Source organism: Rothia sp. P4278 (genome assembly GCF_048512945.1).
In the GTDB taxonomy this organism is placed as follows: Bacteria; Actinomycetota; Actinomycetes; order Actinomycetales; family Micrococcaceae; genus Rothia.
The window spans coordinates 1-17,942 of the sequence record NZ_JBLXXU010000005.1; the positions used below are offsets into that span (position 1 = coordinate 1).

The 17,942-nt window shown below is 54.2% G+C and carries 17 protein-coding genes and 1 tRNA gene; 14 read left to right on the top strand and 4 right to left on the bottom strand.

What is annotated here, in order from left to right; translation table 11 throughout:
• Nucleotides 1-533: 533 nt before the first annotated feature.
• The 3 genes from ACN085_RS09215 to ACN085_RS09225 all read left to right on the top strand — a co-directional run bounded on the left by ACN085_RS09215 (nucleotide 534) and on the right by ACN085_RS09225 (nucleotide 3,047).
• Nucleotides 534-1,403 carry a phage holin family protein gene (locus ACN085_RS09215; protein ID WP_419100226.1) on the top strand — a complete coding sequence of 290 codons (870 nt, stop codon included), beginning with the start codon at nucleotides 534-536 and terminating at the stop codon, nucleotides 1,401-1,403.
• A 222-nt stretch (nucleotides 1,404-1,625) separates the two neighbouring features.
• The gene (locus tag ACN085_RS09220) at nucleotides 1,626-2,834 is read left to right on the top strand and encodes a glycosyltransferase (RefSeq protein ID WP_419100225.1); all 1,209 of its coding nucleotides are present in this window, start codon (nucleotides 1,626-1,628) and stop codon (nucleotides 2,832-2,834) included.
• Nucleotides 2,835-2,973: 139 nt separating this feature from the next.
• Nucleotides 2,974-3,047: transfer RNA gene (locus ACN085_RS09225), tRNA-Ile, on the top strand.
• Between the two features lie 101 nt (nucleotides 3,048-3,148).
• Here ACN085_RS09225 and ACN085_RS09230 read toward each other — a convergent pair.
• Both ACN085_RS09230 and ACN085_RS09235 read right to left on the bottom strand, forming a co-directional pair.
• Complete coding sequence (locus ACN085_RS09230; protein WP_419111350.1) at nucleotides 3,149-4,315, bottom strand: tyrosine-type recombinase/integrase; 1,167 nt, start codon at nucleotides 4,313-4,315, stop codon at nucleotides 3,149-3,151.
• Nucleotides 4,316-4,318: 3 nt separating this feature from the next.
• Nucleotides 4,319-5,185, bottom strand: coding sequence for a helix-turn-helix domain-containing protein (locus ACN085_RS09235; RefSeq protein WP_419111351.1), 867 nt, complete (start codon nucleotides 5,183-5,185; stop codon nucleotides 4,319-4,321).
• Between the two features lie 109 nt (nucleotides 5,186-5,294).
• On the opposite strand from ACN085_RS09235, the gene ACN085_RS09240 reads away from it, so the two are divergent.
• From ACN085_RS09240 to ACN085_RS09270, 7 genes are all read left to right on the top strand, one after another.
• A complete protein-coding gene (locus ACN085_RS09240) occupies nucleotides 5,295-5,525 on the top strand; it encodes a helix-turn-helix transcriptional regulator (RefSeq protein ID WP_419111352.1) in 231 nt (76 codons plus the stop codon).
• Nucleotides 5,522-5,662 carry a hypothetical protein gene (locus ACN085_RS09245; RefSeq protein WP_419111353.1) on the top strand — a complete coding sequence of 47 codons (141 nt, stop codon included), beginning with the start codon at nucleotides 5,522-5,524 and terminating at the stop codon, nucleotides 5,660-5,662. Before ACN085_RS09240 ends, ACN085_RS09245 begins: the two co-directional genes overlap by 4 nt.
• 27 nt (nucleotides 5,663-5,689) lie before the next feature.
• The gene (locus tag ACN085_RS09250; RefSeq protein WP_419111354.1) at nucleotides 5,690-6,034 is read left to right on the top strand and encodes a hypothetical protein; all 345 of its coding nucleotides are present in this window, start codon (nucleotides 5,690-5,692) and stop codon (nucleotides 6,032-6,034) included.
• Nucleotides 6,035-6,292: 258 nt separating this feature from the next.
• Nucleotides 6,293-6,520: a hypothetical protein gene (locus ACN085_RS09255; protein ID WP_419111355.1), complete on the top strand. Its 228-nt coding sequence runs from the start codon at nucleotides 6,293-6,295 to the stop codon at nucleotides 6,518-6,520.
• Nucleotides 6,513-6,815: a hypothetical protein gene (locus ACN085_RS09260; RefSeq protein ID WP_419111356.1), complete on the top strand. Its 303-nt coding sequence runs from the start codon at nucleotides 6,513-6,515 to the stop codon at nucleotides 6,813-6,815. The genes ACN085_RS09255 and ACN085_RS09260 overlap by 8 nt, the downstream gene beginning before the upstream one ends.
• Nucleotides 6,812-7,828 (top strand): AAA family ATPase, encoded by a 1,017-nt coding sequence (locus ACN085_RS09265; RefSeq protein WP_419111357.1) that lies wholly within the window; start codon nucleotides 6,812-6,814, stop codon nucleotides 7,826-7,828. Before ACN085_RS09260 ends, ACN085_RS09265 begins: the two co-directional genes overlap by 4 nt.
• A 153-nt stretch (nucleotides 7,829-7,981) precedes the next feature.
• Nucleotides 7,982-8,758, top strand: coding sequence for a hypothetical protein (locus tag ACN085_RS09270; RefSeq protein WP_419111358.1), 777 nt, complete (start codon nucleotides 7,982-7,984; stop codon nucleotides 8,756-8,758).
• A 686-nt stretch (nucleotides 8,759-9,444) separates the two neighbouring features.
• Here the strand turns inward: ACN085_RS09270 and ACN085_RS09275 are convergent.
• Complete coding sequence (locus ACN085_RS09275; protein WP_419111359.1) at nucleotides 9,445-10,227, bottom strand: DUF3800 domain-containing protein; 783 nt, start codon at nucleotides 10,225-10,227, stop codon at nucleotides 9,445-9,447.
• Nucleotides 10,228-11,803: 1,576 nt separating this feature from the next.
• A complete protein-coding gene (locus tag ACN085_RS09280) occupies nucleotides 11,804-12,442 on the bottom strand; it encodes a hypothetical protein (protein WP_419111360.1) in 639 nt (212 codons plus the stop codon).
• An 855-nt stretch (nucleotides 12,443-13,297) separates the two neighbouring features.
• On the opposite strand from ACN085_RS09280, the gene bioA reads away from it, so the two are divergent.
• From bioA to bioD, 4 genes are read left to right on the top strand one after another with little or no spacing between them, the layout of a single operon-like run.
• The gene (gene bioA / locus ACN085_RS09285; protein WP_419111361.1) at nucleotides 13,298-14,671 is read left to right on the top strand and encodes an adenosylmethionine--8-amino-7-oxononanoate transaminase; all 1,374 of its coding nucleotides are present in this window, start codon (nucleotides 13,298-13,300) and stop codon (nucleotides 14,669-14,671) included.
• Nucleotides 14,671-15,795 carry an aminotransferase class I/II-fold pyridoxal phosphate-dependent enzyme gene (locus ACN085_RS09290; RefSeq protein WP_419111362.1) on the top strand — a complete coding sequence of 375 codons (1,125 nt, stop codon included), beginning with the start codon at nucleotides 14,671-14,673 and terminating at the stop codon, nucleotides 15,793-15,795. The genes bioA and ACN085_RS09290 overlap by 1 nt, the downstream gene beginning before the upstream one ends.
• Nucleotides 15,792-16,991, top strand: a complete 1,200-nt coding sequence (locus ACN085_RS09295; RefSeq protein ID WP_419111363.1) for a cytochrome P450 — start codon at nucleotides 15,792-15,794, stop codon at nucleotides 16,989-16,991. Before ACN085_RS09290 ends, ACN085_RS09295 begins: the two co-directional genes overlap by 4 nt.
• Nucleotides 16,981-17,739 carry a dethiobiotin synthase gene (gene bioD / locus ACN085_RS09300; protein WP_419100221.1) on the top strand — a complete coding sequence of 253 codons (759 nt, stop codon included), beginning with the start codon at nucleotides 16,981-16,983 and terminating at the stop codon, nucleotides 17,737-17,739. Before ACN085_RS09295 ends, bioD begins: the two co-directional genes overlap by 11 nt.
• The last annotated feature ends 203 nt before the right edge of the window (nucleotides 17,740-17,942 follow it).

Genomic DNA, 17,942 nt, shown 5'->3' on the forward strand with positions numbered 1-17,942 from the left:
CTGGTTCGAGTCCAGTCGGGGGAGCAGATAAACAGACCCGCCACTAGGAATAAAACTCAGCAGGCGGGGCTCATTTTTTACACCCAAAAACAAGCTGTGGTGCGTTTTTGGTGCTAATTCAAAAAATAGCTACCCTTCACCCAACGGGCCACCCAGATACCCTGTAACATCAAACACACTAGAGGCCCCCACGTAATGTCGCCCCGTCCTAGCCGGCTTCCGACACCCAAGGGCACCTGCTGCGCCCCTTGAACCGTCTATAGCTAGTTAAAAATGTTTCGGAACAAACCCCATTCCCACCAGGAGAGAGGTACTGGAGTGTTCCCTTGCTCCCTTCTCAGCACAATGACCTCGGGTATTTTATAGAAAACATAAACTTCCCAGAGCTTAAAGCAAAAAAGTCAGTCTACTTTTTATTTATCTAGTGAAGGCTGTAACTATCTGCCTGCAAAAGAACAAATTATCGGTAGACTAAGTGTCTGATGTATGTGCCGATCAGGTACGTGATCGTTCGCAAACAAGAGAGGTGTCTTATGACCACTCCTAACGACCTCAACGGCTCCACACGAGCCCAGGGTCTGCGCGCTGGCCTTAATAACGTTAAGGCAAGCGTCACCAATGTGGCTGATGCTGGCAAGGTGCTGACCCGCCTGGCCCCCAAGCAGCTCAAAGATGAAGTCCAAATCGCCAAACTTGAGGTTAAGGAAAAAGGCCTTGCCCTGGGCAAGGGTGCCGCTGTGGCAGTCATTGCGCTGGTCTTTGCCCTCTTCATGGCCATTGCGCTGGTCATTCTGGCCTACGTTGGCCTCACCTCCTTCCTGCCCAACTGGGCTGCGGCGCTAGTGCTGGTGGGTATCTTCCTGCTGATTGCTATCATCGCTGGCCTGGTGGGCTACAAGATGATTAAGGCGCAGCTACCCTTCAAGCCTGAGTCAGCACTCTTTGGTGTTCTCTACGACCTGGGCGTGCTTAAGCAGGGCTCAGATATGACCTCTGCCCGCCTTAAGAGTGAGCAGGCTCAGAAAGCTGAAGCTAAGCAGGCTGAAAAGCAAGCTGAAAAGGAGAAGGAAGCCAATGAGCCTCAGGCTCCAGCGGCTCCTGCCCCCACCAAGGAACAGTTGATCCAGCGCACTAAGCAGCGCCGCGAACACCTTAAGACTTTGCGCGATGACCTTGAAAACTACTCGCGTGAAGTTCAGGCCGGTGCACGCGGTCTGGTGCAGAATGCCAAGTACTCAGTAAAGAGTGCTCCGCTCACTGCCCTGGACGGCGGCAAGAAGCTAGCGGCTAATGCCACCGACCCCGAAATCTTGCAGGCCCGCTGGAAGCCTTTTGCGGCATTGGCTACTGCTGTGGGTGCAATTATGCTCTTCCTGGGTAAGCTCTTCCGTCGCAACAAGTAAGCTACTATAACTGTACCGGTCAAGTAGCAGACAAAGTTCAGGCCCCGCTGGTGGAATATCCGCCGCGGGGCCTGAACTTTTTCTTTTAGAATCTTCGGTCAAATAGCCTCTTGGTGGCATACTCACCCTGTGCTGGCGTTGAGCTTGTGCATCTGGCCCTAAAACCCGGTAAGGTCATGGTAGGACACAATCCTTATCTAACCTGTTGAAGGGATCCAAAACATGGCTCATCAGCCCCTGACAATCCTTATCGGCGCTGATACCTACCCTCCGGATATCAATGGTGCGGCACAGTTCTCATCCCGCCTGGCTCATGCACTGGCGGAGCGCGGACACACAGTGCACGTCATGGCACCTAAGCAGGAAAAAGGAGTGACCAGTTCGCATACAGCCGACGGCATTACTGAGCATCGACTACGGTCACACAAGGTTGTTACCCACCCCTACATGCGCCTCAACTTCCCCTGGGAAATCTATTCGGAAGCTGACAAAATTATTGGGCAGATTCAGCCCGATGTTATCCATATTCAGTGCCACTACATTATCGGGCGTGTACTTGCACGGTTGGGTCGAAAGCGTGGGATCAGGGTTATCGCAACTAACCATGTCATGCCCGAGAACATCACCCCCTTCCTTCCCTTTAACGAGCGTATTAATGCTCTCTTGGAAAAAGCCTCATGGAAGGATATGCGCCGGGTGCTTAAGCAGGCAGCTGTCGTGACTACACCCACCCAAATCGGGGCAGACGCCATGGAAAACGCCGGTAAGTTCCAGCGACCTGTCCTACCGGTATCAAACGGTATTCAAAGCTCCGACTATGAGTTGGCCCCCGGTGAAACGGTGGGGAAGAACCCCGGAGAGTTGACTATCTTCTTTGCAGGCCGCCTGGCAGTTGAGAAGAACATCGATGTGCTGATTGAAGGTTTCTCAAAACTACCCCAGACCTTGCGGGAGCACACTGTCCTTGAAGTTGCAGGTACCGGTGAAATCCTCAACCAGCTCCAGGACAAGGCTCGTACTTGTGGTGTGAGCGATCGCGTGCGCTTCTTGGGGTATGTCTCTGACGAAGAGCTAAGAGCAGGCTACCTGCGGTGCGATGTTTTCTGTCAGCCAGGCACAGCAGAGCTTCAGTCACTGGTGACTCTCGAGGCCATGAGCGCTTCTAAACCCGTGGTTCTTGCTAACGCCCTAGCCCTGCCTCACCTGGTGGAGCAAGGAAAGAACGGTTTTCTCTTCGAGCCGGGTAACACGGATGAACTGGCAGGCTGCCTTGCCCACATCTTGGAGCTACCCGAACAAGAGCGGCGGGCTATGGGGGAGTATTCGCACCAGATGGTTACCCGTCATGCGGCTGATAAAACCTGGGAAACTTTCGAGTCCCTCTACCGATCCGATGAGTTGTACCGCCAGTTCGTGGAAGGCCGAGGCTAGAATCTGCCGAGGCAATCTATTGCGCGCAAAATGCGCAAGATAGGTGGAGCGCCTGCTCTACTGGCTCAATGAGTAGTTTGGTAGGCGCAGTGTTTTTAGGTATTCTTAGAGGCAGTGCCGCTTGCACAAGCTGTACTGTGGGGCCTTAGCTCAGCTGGTTAGAGCAGGGGACTCATAATCCCTTGGTCGCGGGTTCAAGCCCCGCAGGCCCTACAATAAAACCCTGCTTGACTTGGAATAACAGGTCAAGCGGGGTTATTTTTATCGGGTAAAAAAACGGCTCACCCAACGAATACCCAACGATTTCAAAAACGTTAGATACTCACGGCCGCGTTGCCGAACGCCTGTAATAGCCCCGACATATCCGGGGCAAAATGGCTGCGTGCAACGTAATGCTGCTCAGTAATGGCCTCACTTGAATGGCCCAGCTGCAAGGAGGCCGCGCTAATACCCTCGGCATTAGCTAGGTAGGTTGCAACCGTCTTCCTAATCTCATGCGGCTTCAAGCCGGGGAAACCTGCTGCAGCTACCTGGGATCGCCACTTCTTGCGGAAGTTATTTGGCTCCCACGCTGTGCCAATGGTTGAAGGGAAGATATAGGCAGAGGGTACGGCCCAGGCTGTTGTGCGGGCGTGGGGTGGTAGGTGGCTCTCTTTGCGGTTGCGCAACATCTCAGCAACGAACTCAGGTAGAAAGAGGTGGTGCTCAGAAGTCTTTGACTTCGGGTGAGACTGCCTAACAAGCTTCCCGTTCTCGTTATGAACTAGAGTGCCGTTGATTGAGACACTAGATCGCCCCGGTCTTAAGTCCACGTCTTCCCAACGTAGGGCCAGCACTTCACCAATACGGCACCCCGTACCCAGCAGAACGTCCAGGATGGCCCTCACGTCGTCTGTAAGCTGTTCTCTGAGCTTTACCGCCTCGAAGTACGAGAGCGCCTTTACCTGGCTTTTAGGCTGGGCAGGGAGCTGTACGTCCCGCACCGGGTTACGTGTCACGGCGTCGCGGCTCACAGCGAACTTGAACATGTTGGAGAGAACAGACTTGGCCCGCTTTGCTGAGGCGTAGCCGTGGTCAGTGGCGATACCTTTCACGTGCAGGGTGAGGCGTCCGGGTGTGCATTCGTTGAGAGTGAGCTCACCGATGCGGGGGAGTAGGTGCAGGCGTAGGGCGTCCTGGTACATGCGGACGGTTTGCACGGCCCCTTTGCCTTGCTCTTCGTAGTGTTCCCACCATTGGGCGGCCAGGACTGCGACGGGGGAGGTGCCTTTGAGCTCGCTGCTCTGGTGTTGGTGGGCTCGCTCCGTGAGGTGCTCTTTGAGTCTTAGCTCGGCTTTTGCTTTGCTGGTGGCGGTGCGCTCGATAAGGCGGGTTTTGCCGTCGAGGTCACGAAAGCGGGCCTTGGCAGTCCAGGTGCCATTGGGGTTTTGGGTGCTGTAGATGTTGCCGTAGGTACCCGGCGACAAACGAGGGCGAGGCATGGTCTAATCTCCGAAATAGTTAGGGAAGAACCGTACCTTATCTTGCTCAGTGATGTGATAAGCAGGCTCGTTTGGAATGGTACTTGCTGAAACAAGTTCTGTTTTTTGTTCAGGCTGTATTCCGAGCTGCCGAATCAAAGCTGTTGCCTCTGGCGAATCTATTTGCCATTCTCCTTCACTTTCGGCTACGTATTCTGAGAGCAAAAAATAGAGATTGCTGTCAGGCATGTTGGTTCTAAATATATGCTCTTGCGCTCCCCAAGGTGGGACACCAAGATCCTCTAAGGTTTCAAGTCTGTCGGTCAGGCTGTAGAGCTGTGCAGCGGCGTTAATCTCTTTGAGACGTATCGAATCGTTGATGTTTTTCGCTAAAGTCTCATGCCCAAGCCTTGCGGCGTTGTTTGCCACTACGGAGTAATAAGTTCGTGCAATATATTTCTGTGATAGGGCCTGCGAGTAAACCAGATTGATGAAAGAGATGGTTTTGAGAATCTTGGTGAGCCGTGAATCTCGGGCATGGGTTAGTTCGTTTTTAATTGCTTCGTAAAACACCAGATAGCCGGGTAATTGCCTGCTTGTTGGGGTGTAGCTAAAAGTTTCAGCGGGGTTGAAGATGTCCCAGATTAGCCCCTCGGGCGGTACACCTAGAGCTGCAGCGATAATGCTGAGTTCGTGCGAGGTGATGGTTTTTTTCTTGTGGTTCTCGATGTTCGCGATAGAACTGCGGGGAATCTTATAGCCGACTTCTTCGGTGAGTTTACTGAGCTCTTCTGCGCTAATCCCTAGGTATCGGCGATATTGGGCTATATGGTCTGCGATGCGACTCGCATATTCTTGGAGCCATTTTTCTTGAATTGTAGCTTCGGTCATGTGTCCTAATCTAATCAACTATTGAGTAGAACGCAACACTGATGTATGCTATTCTCAACTTGTCGGGAACGCGACAAGTATTGTGTAAATCAGGACAAAGGGGGCGGTTTTGGCCGTTCAAGAAATGCCGGCTCAGCTCGTTGTGGGGCCAACCGAAGATGCAATTCTGACCGTGAAGGAACTTGCGGCACGAGAAAAGGTGTCAGTAAATACCGTCAGGCAATGGCGTATGCGTGGAGAAGACCCCCGGTCGTTCGTAGCGGGAGGGCGTTACGTCCGCTACCGCCTGAGTGACGTGCTTGCTTGGGAAGAACAGCGAATGGGCGGACGTGCCGCATGAGCTTCTGTCGCAGAACATCTATAGTCGAGCGGCTCGAAGAGCTTGCAAAAAAGGACGAGCACGGCACCAAATCGCCAAACCCGGTTGCCGTACTCGCCCTCGAAGAAACCAAACTCGCTACGCCCGATAAGGCATAGCTCTACCAAAGTAAGGAGAGTTCAGTCATGAACCAAAATACCAGCATCACCGAAGCCGAAGCCACCTTTCTCAAACTGAATGATGTAAAAGACCTCGTGCCCCCGGCCGGCTACACCTACGTTCCCGATCCCGTCCAGCCCACAACCGCAGTGGGCCATTACTCCGGAGCTGTAGAAGACGGAGGCGACGAATACTACTTCGAAGCATTCCTCGACCCCATTAACCCCCTCAAAGACTCTGCCTATCACGTAGAGGTCTGCCTTGAAGCTGCCAGCAAGCAAGAAGTCCGAGCGCTCCTAACACGGCTACTGGACTGGTGGGCAGAACGCGAAACCGAACAGCGCGCCCTCGCAGAACAGGCGGCACGCTAATGTCTCAAAGCGAGATTGAACTCATGGCAGAACTGCAAGCGCAGATCAAGGAAATGTGCAAGCACTACGGAATTAGCGACGTATTCGGCACGCAAGCCGTATTCATGGCTAACGAGTGGGGTCGGGTCATGGACAGCGGAAGAGGCTCCGAGCCCTTTATCGCAAGGGCTGGGCTTGAGTACATACTCGAACACGCCACTCGCAACACCGAAAAGTTACAGGCGTTCGTAGAGTACGCCCGAAGCGTAGGGGGTAGCAGTGAGCCCCCGCACCCTAACCCAGCAGGACTACAAGCACCTACTTGACCCCGCGCAATACCGCAACGGGGTAGGGGAGATCGTGGCACTGTGCGGGTACACCTGGCCCGACGAACCCAGCAACATCAGCACGCATGAGGCAGTGAGTCGCCTGTGGGCAATGCCTACCTGCGAAATCTGTAGCGTTATCGTCCACACTCTCGTCTCAGGGGGTGAAGCCCATGCCTAAGCACATCTTCCAGCCCCACGAGTTACAGGAGCTTGACACGGCCCTAGGGCAGGCTCTAAATGCCCGAGCTAGGGCAACTGACCTAGGGAGCTTCGAAGCTGGTTACGTGGCCGGTTGCGCTGTTGGCCGGCAACAAGAGCGCCTGCACTGGGATCTGCACCTACAGGGGTACATAGCCCAGATGAACCGCTTCGGGAAGACCTTAGCCGAGCGAGTGCCGTTCACGGAGCGTATTGACGCCCCGCGGCTGCTCACGAACGAAGACCTCGACTATGTGAGAGGTGTTGCTTCTTGAACCAACCTAATCCATCAACAGCACCTCACCCACTCGACGCCGCGTTTTCAGCTCACACAGTACTCTCAACGGACTACCCGCCCGTAGAGTTCACGGTCCCGGGTCTGGTTCCCGAGGGCCTAACCCTGCTGGTGGCTTCACCAAAAATCGGTAAGTCCTGGTTTGTGCTAGGTCTGGCAGTTGCATGTGTAACCGGTGGCTATGCTCTCGGGTCACTTAAGGTTGCACAGCGACCAGTGCTTTATCTAGCACTTGAAGACGGCCCCCGGCGATTGAAGAGCCGCCTTAACAAGCTCGGTGTCTCTGAACCTGATGATGCCTACTACCGCCTGACGTTCCTGGTGGACCTGACCGACTCGAGCGTGGATAGCGCCATGCGTGAATTCCTCACGGCAAATGGTGCCCAGAAGCCCCTAATTATCCTCGACACATTAGGGCGAGCCCGTGGAGTGCATACAGGTAACGATGCTTACGGGAAGGACTACAACGACCTAGCCCGTTTGAAGCGGCACGTCGATAGCTACCCTGGCTCGTCGCTCATAGTTGTTCACCACACTAATAAGCGCAGCGGTGACGAGGACTTCTTGGGTGCTATCAGCGGAACGCAAGGTCTTGCAGGCGCTGCAGACTCAACGCTCATGATCCGCCGTGACCGTAGGAAGGGCCAGGCTCGCTTGCAGGTGACGAGTCGAGAGATTCCCGAGGGGGAGTATGCAGTCACCTTCGAAAACGGTTACTGGAACCTTGTGGGCCATGACCTGAAAGAAGCTGCAGCAGCCGCCCGAGAGAGCGAACAGATGGGGGTGCTTGGTGATCTGCAAACAAGAATCTTGGAGCACCTCCATAAATACCCCGAGCCTCACCGCCCGAAAGATATTGCGGTTGCTCTAGGCGAAGACCCTGAAAAGGTGGGGACTTATATTCGCCGCCTGAGTGAGACTGGCCGGATCCAGAAAAAGGAACGTGGCAAGTATGCGGCCTTACCTGAGCCCGACTTGCTCGACGAGATGTAACAAGGTGTACGAAGTGTGCGGAATGTACGGAACCAGAAAAGGAACCGTACAAACGTACACCTTGTACGGAATCGACAACCCCAAAATACCCCGTTGTGACTAGGCAAAAAGACACTCCGGACACAACGGACACCAATAAAAGGAGAAAATAACATGGCAGTAACCATCAACCCCCGCCCCGCAGACTTCCCCTTCATGCGAGAAGCTGCAGAGAAAATCTCACTACTCTCAGGCACCACGCCCCCGGCCCTAAAAATTGAAGGCATAGAAGCAACAGAAGCCCAGCTCTACACCCGGGCAGACCCCGCACAAGAAGCCCTAGACGCCCTGCTACGCAACGACGTCGAGGCCACCCGCAAGCACCTGCGAGAAATGGCAATCGACAAAGTACGAGAGCACCACGTAGAAGATGAAGCCAAAAGGGCCACAATCCACAAAGCAAAAGAAACCGTACTCTCAGAGGACTTCCCTTTGCTACTGGAATACATCAACAGCAACCTAGAAAAAGCACGTAGAGGCTTCAACGAGAATGCGAAACTTATCAACAAGGAGTGGGGCAAAGCTGACCATACCCCCGAATTCCTAGCTGCTCTTGACCTTGCTGATGCAGGAATTGAGCTACAAGATATGCTCCGCAAAAACTTTCAGGTACAAACCCCCAAGCATGCTCACCCCTTTACGGTGGGATCCATGCGGCCCTACGTTAATTACAACTCCCTCAACTTGCTTGATACGAGGAATACGCGGGTCAAGCTAATCGACAGCATGAACGAGCGGGCAAAGCCTGGTAGCTCAATCAAGCTACATTGGAAGAGCTCACAAGAGTTTGAGGCTGAGCGTAAAGAATATGAGGCTATGCTTGGGAAACTTGGGGACGATGCCCAGGAGGACATTCCCGTGTATGAGTATTGGCTGAACAAGAAAAAGTAGGCTAGGGAGCCGGCCCCTTTTAATTGAGGGGCGCGGGTGTTAAACTTACAAGTGGTAGCGGCTACTCGCTTTCCTTGCTTCGGTAGGGTAGCCACTCTCCTTATAATTCGAATTGGATAACCAATTGGCCCCCGTTTTGCGGGGGCTTTTTGGTGCCCTGACCGGAACACAATTCCGCCCACCCCTGTTAATCTGGGAGCCATTAACACCAGCACCAGCCCGCAATTCCCAGCACTCACACCCGAAGCTCTAGCCCACCTCTCGCAGTCCCTAGACGGCTATACAGCCAGCTTCCCACCCTGATTATCCAGACAAACCAGCCATCAGATTCTCATTGACCCCGCATGAGGGGCGATAGGCATCTAATACTCTGGCATGGATCAAGAGAACCTAACGGCTCACCCTGACCAGAAAACCCCGTCCGACACCCCCAGCAAATCTAAGACTTACTGAAATATCAGCGACCCAGTAAAGGAGAAGGACGCCATGCGAACTACCACCCCTATTGGCTAAAAGCACTGCAAAAAGCGAAAAAACTCTTAGTAACTATTGCTCCCTGGCAATTATGGCAAAAGTTCGGTATGCTCATAAACAAGAGAAGATGCCTTGCACCTCGCCCAGATGTCTGGCGTTGCTTGCCCGACGCACTCCTTAAGTGGATCAGCTCTGGGGAGGTGCAAGGCATCTTATCTATTTACCTGAGGACACTCTTCACATGTAAACCACTGCGCGCCCTGGAGCAAACCATAATGAGGCATAGGCATGAAGCCCAGAGGGATCGCACAGTATTGAGAGTTCGTCTCGCACTGATCGGCATTGCGGACAAGGTGCCAGATATTCTGCAAATAGCTTCCCTCAGTATTCCCATACCTATCCCGCTTAAGCGCAGCATTTAGGCACCCTGCAAACAAATCAGCTACATCAAGCTCTTTATACGCCCTTGCATCTACCCAGCTGAGCTCAGATAAGTTCTCCAATGAAGGAAGATTCTGCACTCTATGTCGTAGATACGGCTCCGATACAGCTCCATGATCAAAACCCCTAACATGAGCAAAACGAACCTTTAAATCGTTCTGAGGACCCTCCCAATGCCTTGCAGAGTACAGAATATTCTTAAACATCTTCCCTGCTACATAGTTGTACAGGTAGCCTCGATGATTTACATAGTTTCCTTGAACTGCCTGTTTATCCGTAAAAACATAGATAGCCTGAACGCCTTCTAGCGTTGCAAGACGCTGGGAGACATATTTTCTGCGTTCATGGTCACGAACATGTTTTTTCCAACTAAGATTCGTGGAATGCGGAACTTGAAACTCATGCTTGAGGCTCATTATTAGCTGTCGTGAGGCCGCTGCACCTGCACTGGTCATTACAAGACCAGCCATCCCGAAGTATCGCGATGTCCCTGGGTTGTTATAGTTTGCTCCCAAGTCACCCGTCTCGTCGATGTAAGCATACAGATCAGTCATTTTTCCTCGTTTAAAAGTTGTATGAATACACAATTACATTATTGTCTCACAGGCGTCAGTCCCACCCTCAGATTATCTGTATATGGAGACGTAAACGTCTGCCCCACGCCACGATCCCCACACAAAAGCATCCGAATAGATCAGCAAACCACACCAGCCCATCCGTTCCATACTTCGCTCACACATCCGGGCTCACCTCAGCAGAGCCCCACAAACCCGCATCAGTCTCAGTCAGCCCCTGCCACCCCATGTGAAAACCCAAGGAACACCCACACCCCAAGGAGAGACTAAGAACCGCACTCCAGTTCCTCAGTAGGGTATCTAAGACCCGGTAACACCACCCCCCAGAAAACACCCCGAACATTGACACCGACAAGGCCAGGGGGTAACACCCCCACTCCAGGCCACAGCGTCCCTCCCCTCGGTATAGAGAAATATCTCCCCGGCTTATCGTGAGGGGTTCAGCACGGGCGACAGTACCCAAAGCCCTGCTTCTCACGACCGTGTGAGGGCGGTGGGGTAACGGCTCCTGCGATACAGCGAGCGCGGGTAGTTACCAGGAAAATCCCGGCAACTGGAACTGACGGTAAGATCTGCCGCCACTTTTTACCCGCTCAGGTAAAAACCTCGAAACCGACGCCCCAACGGTTTTGAACCCAAACACCACGGCAGGGGAAGCCGTCATGGGTAGCGACTTTCGCTACCCGACGCCAGGGGTAGGGGATAGCCAGCCCCCTAATCCGGCAACAGGCGTTACCACCCGCGCATAGCAAGCCGCACTGTGTACAGGTTGCAAGCCCACCAAGCGTAAGGGAGTGGTTTATAGTCACCCCCTGCGGGGGCAAGGGTGCGCTAAACTGCGTACCCCATGGGGCTGTGGCTCTCGTTATCTACCCCATGGAGACCCATTGCGAGTTAGGGACTGACCCTATGGAAAGCTTTGACCCCATGGAGCTCTCTTGTTCCTGGGGGCTGGCCTTATTTGCCCAACGAAAACCCAACGAAAACAGAGCTATGCAGGTAAATGCAAGCGAATAATGGAGCGGTGAAAATAGGGTGTTTGCACTAGTCATAAGGGATTAGATAAACGTAGGTGAATCTTGCTAAAACCCTATATTTCTAATCCCTTGGTCGCGGGTTCAAGCCCCGCAGGCCCTACGAATAACACCTCTCACCTGGTAAAACAGGTGGGAGGTGTTTTTAGTTTCAAGTATTTTTAGGTCAAGTCATCTAGTGGTCACCTAATTTTCCTGAAGGAAGAGCCCCAACCTGAATACGAAAACGCCCCTCCACCGTACAAAAGCTGTGGAGGGGCGGTTATTTTCTAGCTTCTTTCCTGGAGGTAGCGAAACCAGCCGAAAAAGCTGAACAGTGCTGCGCCACACCCCGTATACAGAAGTAGGCCTGACCACGTGAATCCGGTCTCAGGTAAATCACTGTATTTGGGGATAAGGTTGAAGTTAAATTGGACTCTGAGGAAGTAGAGAACTAGACCAATGGCGGTACCTTCCAGAATCAGTGGGAATAACTGTTGCCCAAGGGTTTTATCTTTCCGAGATTCTTTGGAATCAGCCATTTATATCCTCAAATCCTTGCAGGCAAGAACAATTTCTGTATAGCCAATTACTCGCCCGAGGAGAAAGCCCATTTCCTTGCCGAATCGAGCCGCCACTCGTCGTTCGAAGTTCTCTTGAGTTGCTCCTTTGAGGATTTCGCCCATTCCTTGGGCGAACTGAACAACTCCTCCGACTACTTCAAGAAGGGTCCAGAACTGTCCGATGAGGGTACCTCGTTTTATAAGGGTGGATGCTACAGCTTTAGCGCATGCGCTAGCGGCTCCTATATCAATGGTTGCAGAGCGACTCAATGAAAAGTTATATGGGGCGCTTGTTCGTAGGGTTAAAGCTCTCTGCACTTCTGGAGAGTTCAGGGGGAGACTTTTGAGATAGGTGGGTAGGCTGTGGTAGGCATTGATGACTCTTTGGAGCTCGACCGCCAGTTCAGTAGATTCAGAGTCAAGCCCTTGCTCGTTTGCTTCTGCTCGAACCTCAGCGAGGTCCCGTACTGGCAAAGTGGCTGGTGTCTCTGTTTTAGCGTGAGACATGACGGTGGGGGATACGGAGGAAGAGGCTTCCTGTCCGTAGGCAATAGGCGTTGTTCCGGTTAGAAGTACAAGAGCTGTTGTTGCTGCTAGCAGTGGGCGTGCGTATCGCATCTCCTTTATAGTACTCAAAACATCTCATCGTTGAGATGTTCATCACCATTAAAGCATTTTTTCAACCTCTGGCCAAGGGCAGGTAGAAAAACATCCCGTACTGCCTAGCTGAGGATAAGGGGTATCTACTGAAAAAGAGAAGGCAGAGCACCTCCACCGCACAAAGCGCTAGGGGCAGAGTCATTCTAGAAGCCTTCAGCAGAGGTTGATTCCGTACGGACACCAGCACCGGGGTGGGGGTGTGGCCGGTGTAGCTTGGTGTATTTTCCAAGATTTCGATGGTCTTACCCGGTTCTCGCTCTGCGTCAAGCTCGTCAACAGCAAATCGTTGATGGGGGGTGGGCAAGATTAATTGTAGCTCTCTCAGTTTTTGGTGGCACCGTGCAGGTGCTCACCGCCTTCTCGGTCTCCGTGCAAGATATGACGCATCTTCTTATCTGACAGCGGAACAAGCTGGCATTCCGAAAGGTGAGCTCTTTGTCTCACCTGCTGTGGGGCAAGGGGTTTCTCTTTTTCGGTGGCTTTTCATGATGGTTGTTTTTGGTTTTCTTCCTCTTGGGCTCTTATGGACTCCGCTCTTTCGCGTTGCCATTTTGGGGTCAAATAGAAGTAGTGGTAGAGAAGAAAGAGGGCGAAGAACAGGTTGAAAATGAGGATGGCAGCAATTGCAGTAGCTAGGATTTTCAGCATCTATACCTCCTCTATGGGCATCCTTTTGTTGGCTAGCTAGCACGATCTGGTGAGAGCTTCAGCATAGAATGAGGTGTGTATCACTTATGGCGTATGACTTGGGGTAGTTCCTTTTCGCAGGTTTCTTGTTTGGAGCTTGCCCAATCAATCACCTAAAATTGAACAGTGTTCAAAAAAACATATGCTCCAGCAAAGTCGCTGATTGAACGTGATCGTGGCCTCCTCTGGCACCCCTATGCTCCCTTGGAATCACGCCCCCTATATGCCGTAACAGAAGCGCAGGGGAGTGTCATTACGCTACAAAGCGCTCAAGGAGTCACCTATTCCGCACTCGATGCGATGAGTTCCTGGTGGTGCCAGGTCCACGGCTACCGCAACCCTGCCCTTGACCGGGCGCTGGCTGAACAGGCAACCCGTTTTTCTCATGTGATGTTTGGTGGGCTAACCCATCAGCCTGCTATTGAGCTAGCTGAGCGGCTGGTCGCACTGAGCCCCGAGGGGCTCAACCACGTCTTTCTGGCTGATTCAGGTTCCATCTCTGTGGAGGTTGCTCTCAAACTGGCTGTCCAGTACCAGAGCGCTCTGGGTAAGCCTGAGCGTCGCCGTTTTATTGCTCTGGAGGGCGGTTATCACGGCGACACAATCGGCGCCATGGGAGTCAGCGACCCCGCTGGGAGTATGCACCGCGATTTTTCCCACCTGGTTACTTCTCAGTTCTTTGTGCCCCGCCCACCAGCCGCCCGTTACCTGCCCCAGAGTGATACCTGGGAATGCGATGAGACCGAGCAAATGCAGTGGGAAGAAACAGTGAGCAGCCTGGTAGGCCGCTACGCACAAGAGTCTGCTGCCCTGATTCTTGAGCCTGTGGTTCAGGGAGCTGGCGGCATGTTCTTCTACCACCCCAGGTGCCTCAATCATCTGCGTGCCCTAGCTGATGAGCACGGTCTTCTGCTGATTTTTGACGAAATTGCGACCGGTTTTGGGCGAACGGGGCGGTTGTTTGCTGCTGAGTGGGCTGGGGTGACTCCCGATGTGATGACGGTGGGCAAGGCCTTGACCGGCGGGTATCTAACGCAGGCGGCAACTCTGGTGACTAGTCCTGTGGCCGATGTGATCAGCAATTCTGTGCATAAGGCACTGATGCACGGGCCAACCTTTATGGGCAACCCACTGGCGAGCGCGGTTTCCTGCGCTTCCCTTGACTTGCTGACGGGTACCCTGCCCGCCGCGGAGGGATACCCCAGCTCCCTGTGGTCGGATAAGGTTCCCATCATTGGTGAGGATCTGCATAAGGGCCTTGCCCCTGCCCGTGAGCTTGAGATTGTTCAGGACGTGCGTGTGCTGGGTGCTATCGGTGTGGTGGAGCTGGTGCAGGAGGTTGATATCCCTGCTGTAACCGAGTGTGCCTTAGATGCCGGCGTGTGGGTACGCCCCTTCCGTAAGACGGTCTATACCATGCCGACCTATATTAGTAGCCCGCACGATGTGGAGCGTATTGGTGCGGGTATCTGTAGTGCCCTTGAGAGGGTGTATGGCTGATGGCAACCGGTTACCGGCGTCTTGTGGAACAGGCACAGAGGGTACGGCTGGCGCGTGGGCTGGAACGTCAGGCTACCGTCTTGGGGCCGGTCGCCTGTGACTTGGCAACTAACGACTATCTGGGTTTGCGCTATCACCCCCGGCTGATCCAAGCGGGGCATCGGGCGCTGTCAGATTACGGAGCTTCTGCCAGTAGCTCGCGGGTGGTAAGCGGTACTCTGCCGGTGCACCGTGAACTAGAAGAGGCCTTGGCTGACCTGCTTGGGACAGAATCAGCCCTGGTCTTTTCAAGCGGTTACGCTGCTAACCTGGGGCTTCTGGTTGCGCTGAGCAGACCCAACACCCTGCTGGTGATGGATGAGCACGTTCATGCTTCCCTGCACGATGCCGCTCGTTTGGGGCAGGGGCAGGTGAGGTTTTTTGAACACAACAACCTGGTCCAGGCTGAGCAGGTTTTAGCAGCTAGTTCTCATGCCGTGAAGCTGCTGGTGGTTGAGGGTATCTATTCGGTGTTGGGGGATAGCGCCGATCTAGTGGCCTGTTCTGAACTGGCGTTGCGCTACGATGCCCTGCTGGTGGTTGATGAGGCCCACTCAATAGGGGTACGCGGCGCTGGCCGGGGGCTGGTGGCTGAGTTCGGTCTTGCCGGGTCTGAACATATCGCGGTGACCCTCTCCTTCGGTAAGGCCCTGGCCTCCCAGGGCGGGGCAGTGCTTGCAAGTGCGGGGATTCGAGATTACCTGGTAAATAGCGCTCGCTCCTTTATCTTTGATACTGCTCTCTCCCCGGTGAACGCTGCAACAGCCTTGGAGAGTGTCCGCCTTATCCGTGAAGAGGGCCAGCCTTTAAGCGCCGAGGTGCTGGTCTGCGCACAGCTCATCAGCGGCCAGCTGGGGCTTGAACCAGCTGCTGGTGCTGTGCAGTCTCTACCTATCAGGCAGGGGTCGGGGTGCGCCCGTCAGATACAGGAGCGTCTTGCTTCACGCGGTCTGGCAGTAGGCTGTTTTCGTCCACCTGCTGTGCCCGATGGCATAGCTCGTCTGAGACTGACTGCTCAGGCAGGCCTCGATTCTCAAGCCTTGCAGAGAGCACTTGACCTAGTAGGAGAGGAAGTGGCCCTTTGAGCGCGCCACGAGAGCACTCCCAGTATGAGTCGTTTGTCTGGGATATGAGTCTGCCAACCAATGGGCAAAAATTGGTTAGCAGGGCTGAACTTTCGCAGGGGTACTGGCCTGTGCCGGGGGAGAACCCTTACCTGCTGGTGGGTGGTTCTGAGGCTCTTCGGCAGGTTATGGGCGACACCGAAACTTTTGCCCCCGATAAGGCACTCACCGCTGTTACTCCTTTGGAGCCGGCCTCCTTGCGGATCCTGCTGTCCTATGGGTTCTCTCTGCCGGAGGTCTTAGCCAGCGCAAAGGGACAGCTTCACCGTTCGGTGCGTCAGCTGGTAGCTTCTTTTTTCACGCCCCAGAAGGTACGCGCCCAGGAGGAAGGGGTGCGGGCCCGGATGAAAGAGGCGCTCGCTGAGCGGGCACCGGGTAGGGGGCAGCTGGCGGTTTTTCACCTGCTGCCAGTGGCTCTGATGCAGGAACTCACCGGTGTACCCAGCCAGGACTACCTCGCCCAGGGACTCGATGAAGCTGAACTTGCTCGTTATTCCCTGGACTCACTCGAACTCTTCTGGGGTTGGGTAGAACCTGAACGCCAGCAGGAACTGGCCCACCGGGCAGGGCAGTTCCACCGCAAGCTTTCAGCTCTGGTTGCTGGGTGTGCTGAGCGGCCAGAAACCCTTTTCGGTGCGCTTGCCCACCAGAAGATTGAGAGCGCGCGGATTGTCTCGCTGGCCTACTTCTTAGCCATAGCAGGCCAGTACACCACCTGCCTGCTCATGAACTCAATCCTCCACGCCGGAGTCACTCAGCAGTGGGGCATTACCCTGGGGCAGTGCACCGACTTTTCTCGGGCTCAAGAGTTGGTGCGTGCGGTGCTCCAGGCGGAATCTTCTGTGCCGACCTGGCGACGGGTAGCTACCGCCGACAGTTCCATCGGAGGGTGCCCTGTCCATGCGGGGCAGGAGGTCCTGCTAGAGGTTAGCGGCCAGCAGAGTGATGACTACCGCCTGGCCTTCGGCTGGGGTGCCCACCGTTGCCTGGGTGCCCTCTTAGCCGAGTCAGAATCTACCTGGATGCTTCATGAGCTGGCTTGCTGGCTTGAGCACGAAAAGCTGAGCCTGCACCTGGCTGAGGAACCCCGCTGGCTTGATCTGCTGTCCTACCGCGCTCCGCTGGAGCTGAAATTTGAGGTGAGAAATGAGTTCTAGTGCCGTGATTTACCATATCGTCGGTACGGATACCGATGTGGGCAAGACCCTGGCAACCGCCTGCCTAGCATCTGCCCTGGAACAGGCCGGCAAACGGGTCGCTATCTACAAGCCAGCCCAAACGGGTGTTGAACCGGGCCAGCCCGGTGACGCTGATTTTGCCGCCTACCTGTCGGGCGCAAGGGCCTTTGAGGGAAGCAGAGCAAGCCGCCCTCTGGCCCCGGTAGCCGCCGCCAGGCTTGACGGTTTTACCCTACCGAGCCTGCAGAAACATGCTGAACGTATCGGCCTTCTCTCAGCCGACTATGATGCTGTTATTGTCGAAGGATCGGGCGGTGTCACTGTGGATATGGCTGAGGGGGAGCCCGGATCCACCTACAGGCCCTACAACCATGCCCACTTGATTGAGCTTCTTACCCAGGCCGGGCACAGAGCAAAAACTTTCCTGGTTGCTCGAAGTGGGCTGGGAACCCTTAACCACTGCCAGCTCACCGTTTCGTACCTGAGTCAGCTCAATCTTCCGGTGGAGGGCCTTATCATTGGCTCCTGGCCTGCCCAACCTAGCTACATCGAAGAGAGTAATGTGTGTGCCTTGACCGAGATGGGCTATCGTGTCCTTGCTCGGATACCGGCTGGGTTGGGGCGGGGCTTTAGCGCCGGTGAAAGCCATGATCTGCTGTGGCCTGATGCGGCCCTGGAAGATTTCAGGGTGACGGCTCAGCAGCTCTTCGGTGCCCTGGTTGCCTAGGTGGGCCAGATGAGTTTTGGGTGAGCGTAGGAGGTCTAGAGGTCGCTATAGCTGAAGGAAGGCTTTAGTGGCCAAATACACATAATTTTATTTGCTTAATTCTCAATATCCCTATAGGTTGTATGGAGAATACAAATAAGTATTATTGTTTTCTATTGCTTAATGCCAGGGCAAACTGAAATTCTTTACTGTCCCCTTAATTT

Bases quoted from the DNA above. Each gene is read 5' to 3' on its own strand.
- ACN085_RS09215 (WP_419100226.1), top strand. From the start codon at position 534: ATGACCACTCCTAACGACCTCAACGGCTCCACACGAGCCCAGGGTCTG.
- ACN085_RS09220 (WP_419100225.1), top strand. From the start codon at position 1,626: ATGGCTCATCAGCCCCTGACAATCCTTATCGGCGCTGATACCTACCCT.
- ACN085_RS09230 (WP_419111350.1), bottom strand. From the start codon at position 4,315: ATGCCTCGCCCTCGTTTGTCGCCGGGTACCTACGGCAACATCTACAGC.
- ACN085_RS09235 (WP_419111351.1), bottom strand. From the start codon at position 5,185: ATGACCGAAGCTACAATTCAAGAAAAATGGCTCCAAGAATATGCGAGT.
- ACN085_RS09245 (WP_419111353.1), top strand. From the start codon at position 5,522: ATGAGCTTCTGTCGCAGAACATCTATAGTCGAGCGGCTCGAAGAGCTT.
- ACN085_RS09250 (WP_419111354.1), top strand. From the start codon at position 5,690: ATGAACCAAAATACCAGCATCACCGAAGCCGAAGCCACCTTTCTCAAA.
- ACN085_RS09260 (WP_419111356.1), top strand. From the start codon at position 6,513: ATGCCTAAGCACATCTTCCAGCCCCACGAGTTACAGGAGCTTGACACG.
- ACN085_RS09270 (WP_419111358.1), top strand. From the start codon at position 7,982: ATGGCAGTAACCATCAACCCCCGCCCCGCAGACTTCCCCTTCATGCGA.
- ACN085_RS09275 (WP_419111359.1), bottom strand. From the start codon at position 10,227: ATGACTGATCTGTATGCTTACATCGACGAGACGGGTGACTTGGGAGCA.
- ACN085_RS09280 (WP_419111360.1), bottom strand. From the start codon at position 12,442: ATGCGATACGCACGCCCACTGCTAGCAGCAACAACAGCTCTTGTACTT.
- ACN085_RS09290 (WP_419111362.1), top strand. From the start codon at position 14,671: ATGGCAACCGGTTACCGGCGTCTTGTGGAACAGGCACAGAGGGTACGG.
- bioD (WP_419100221.1), top strand. From the start codon at position 16,981: ATGAGTTCTAGTGCCGTGATTTACCATATCGTCGGTACGGATACCGAT.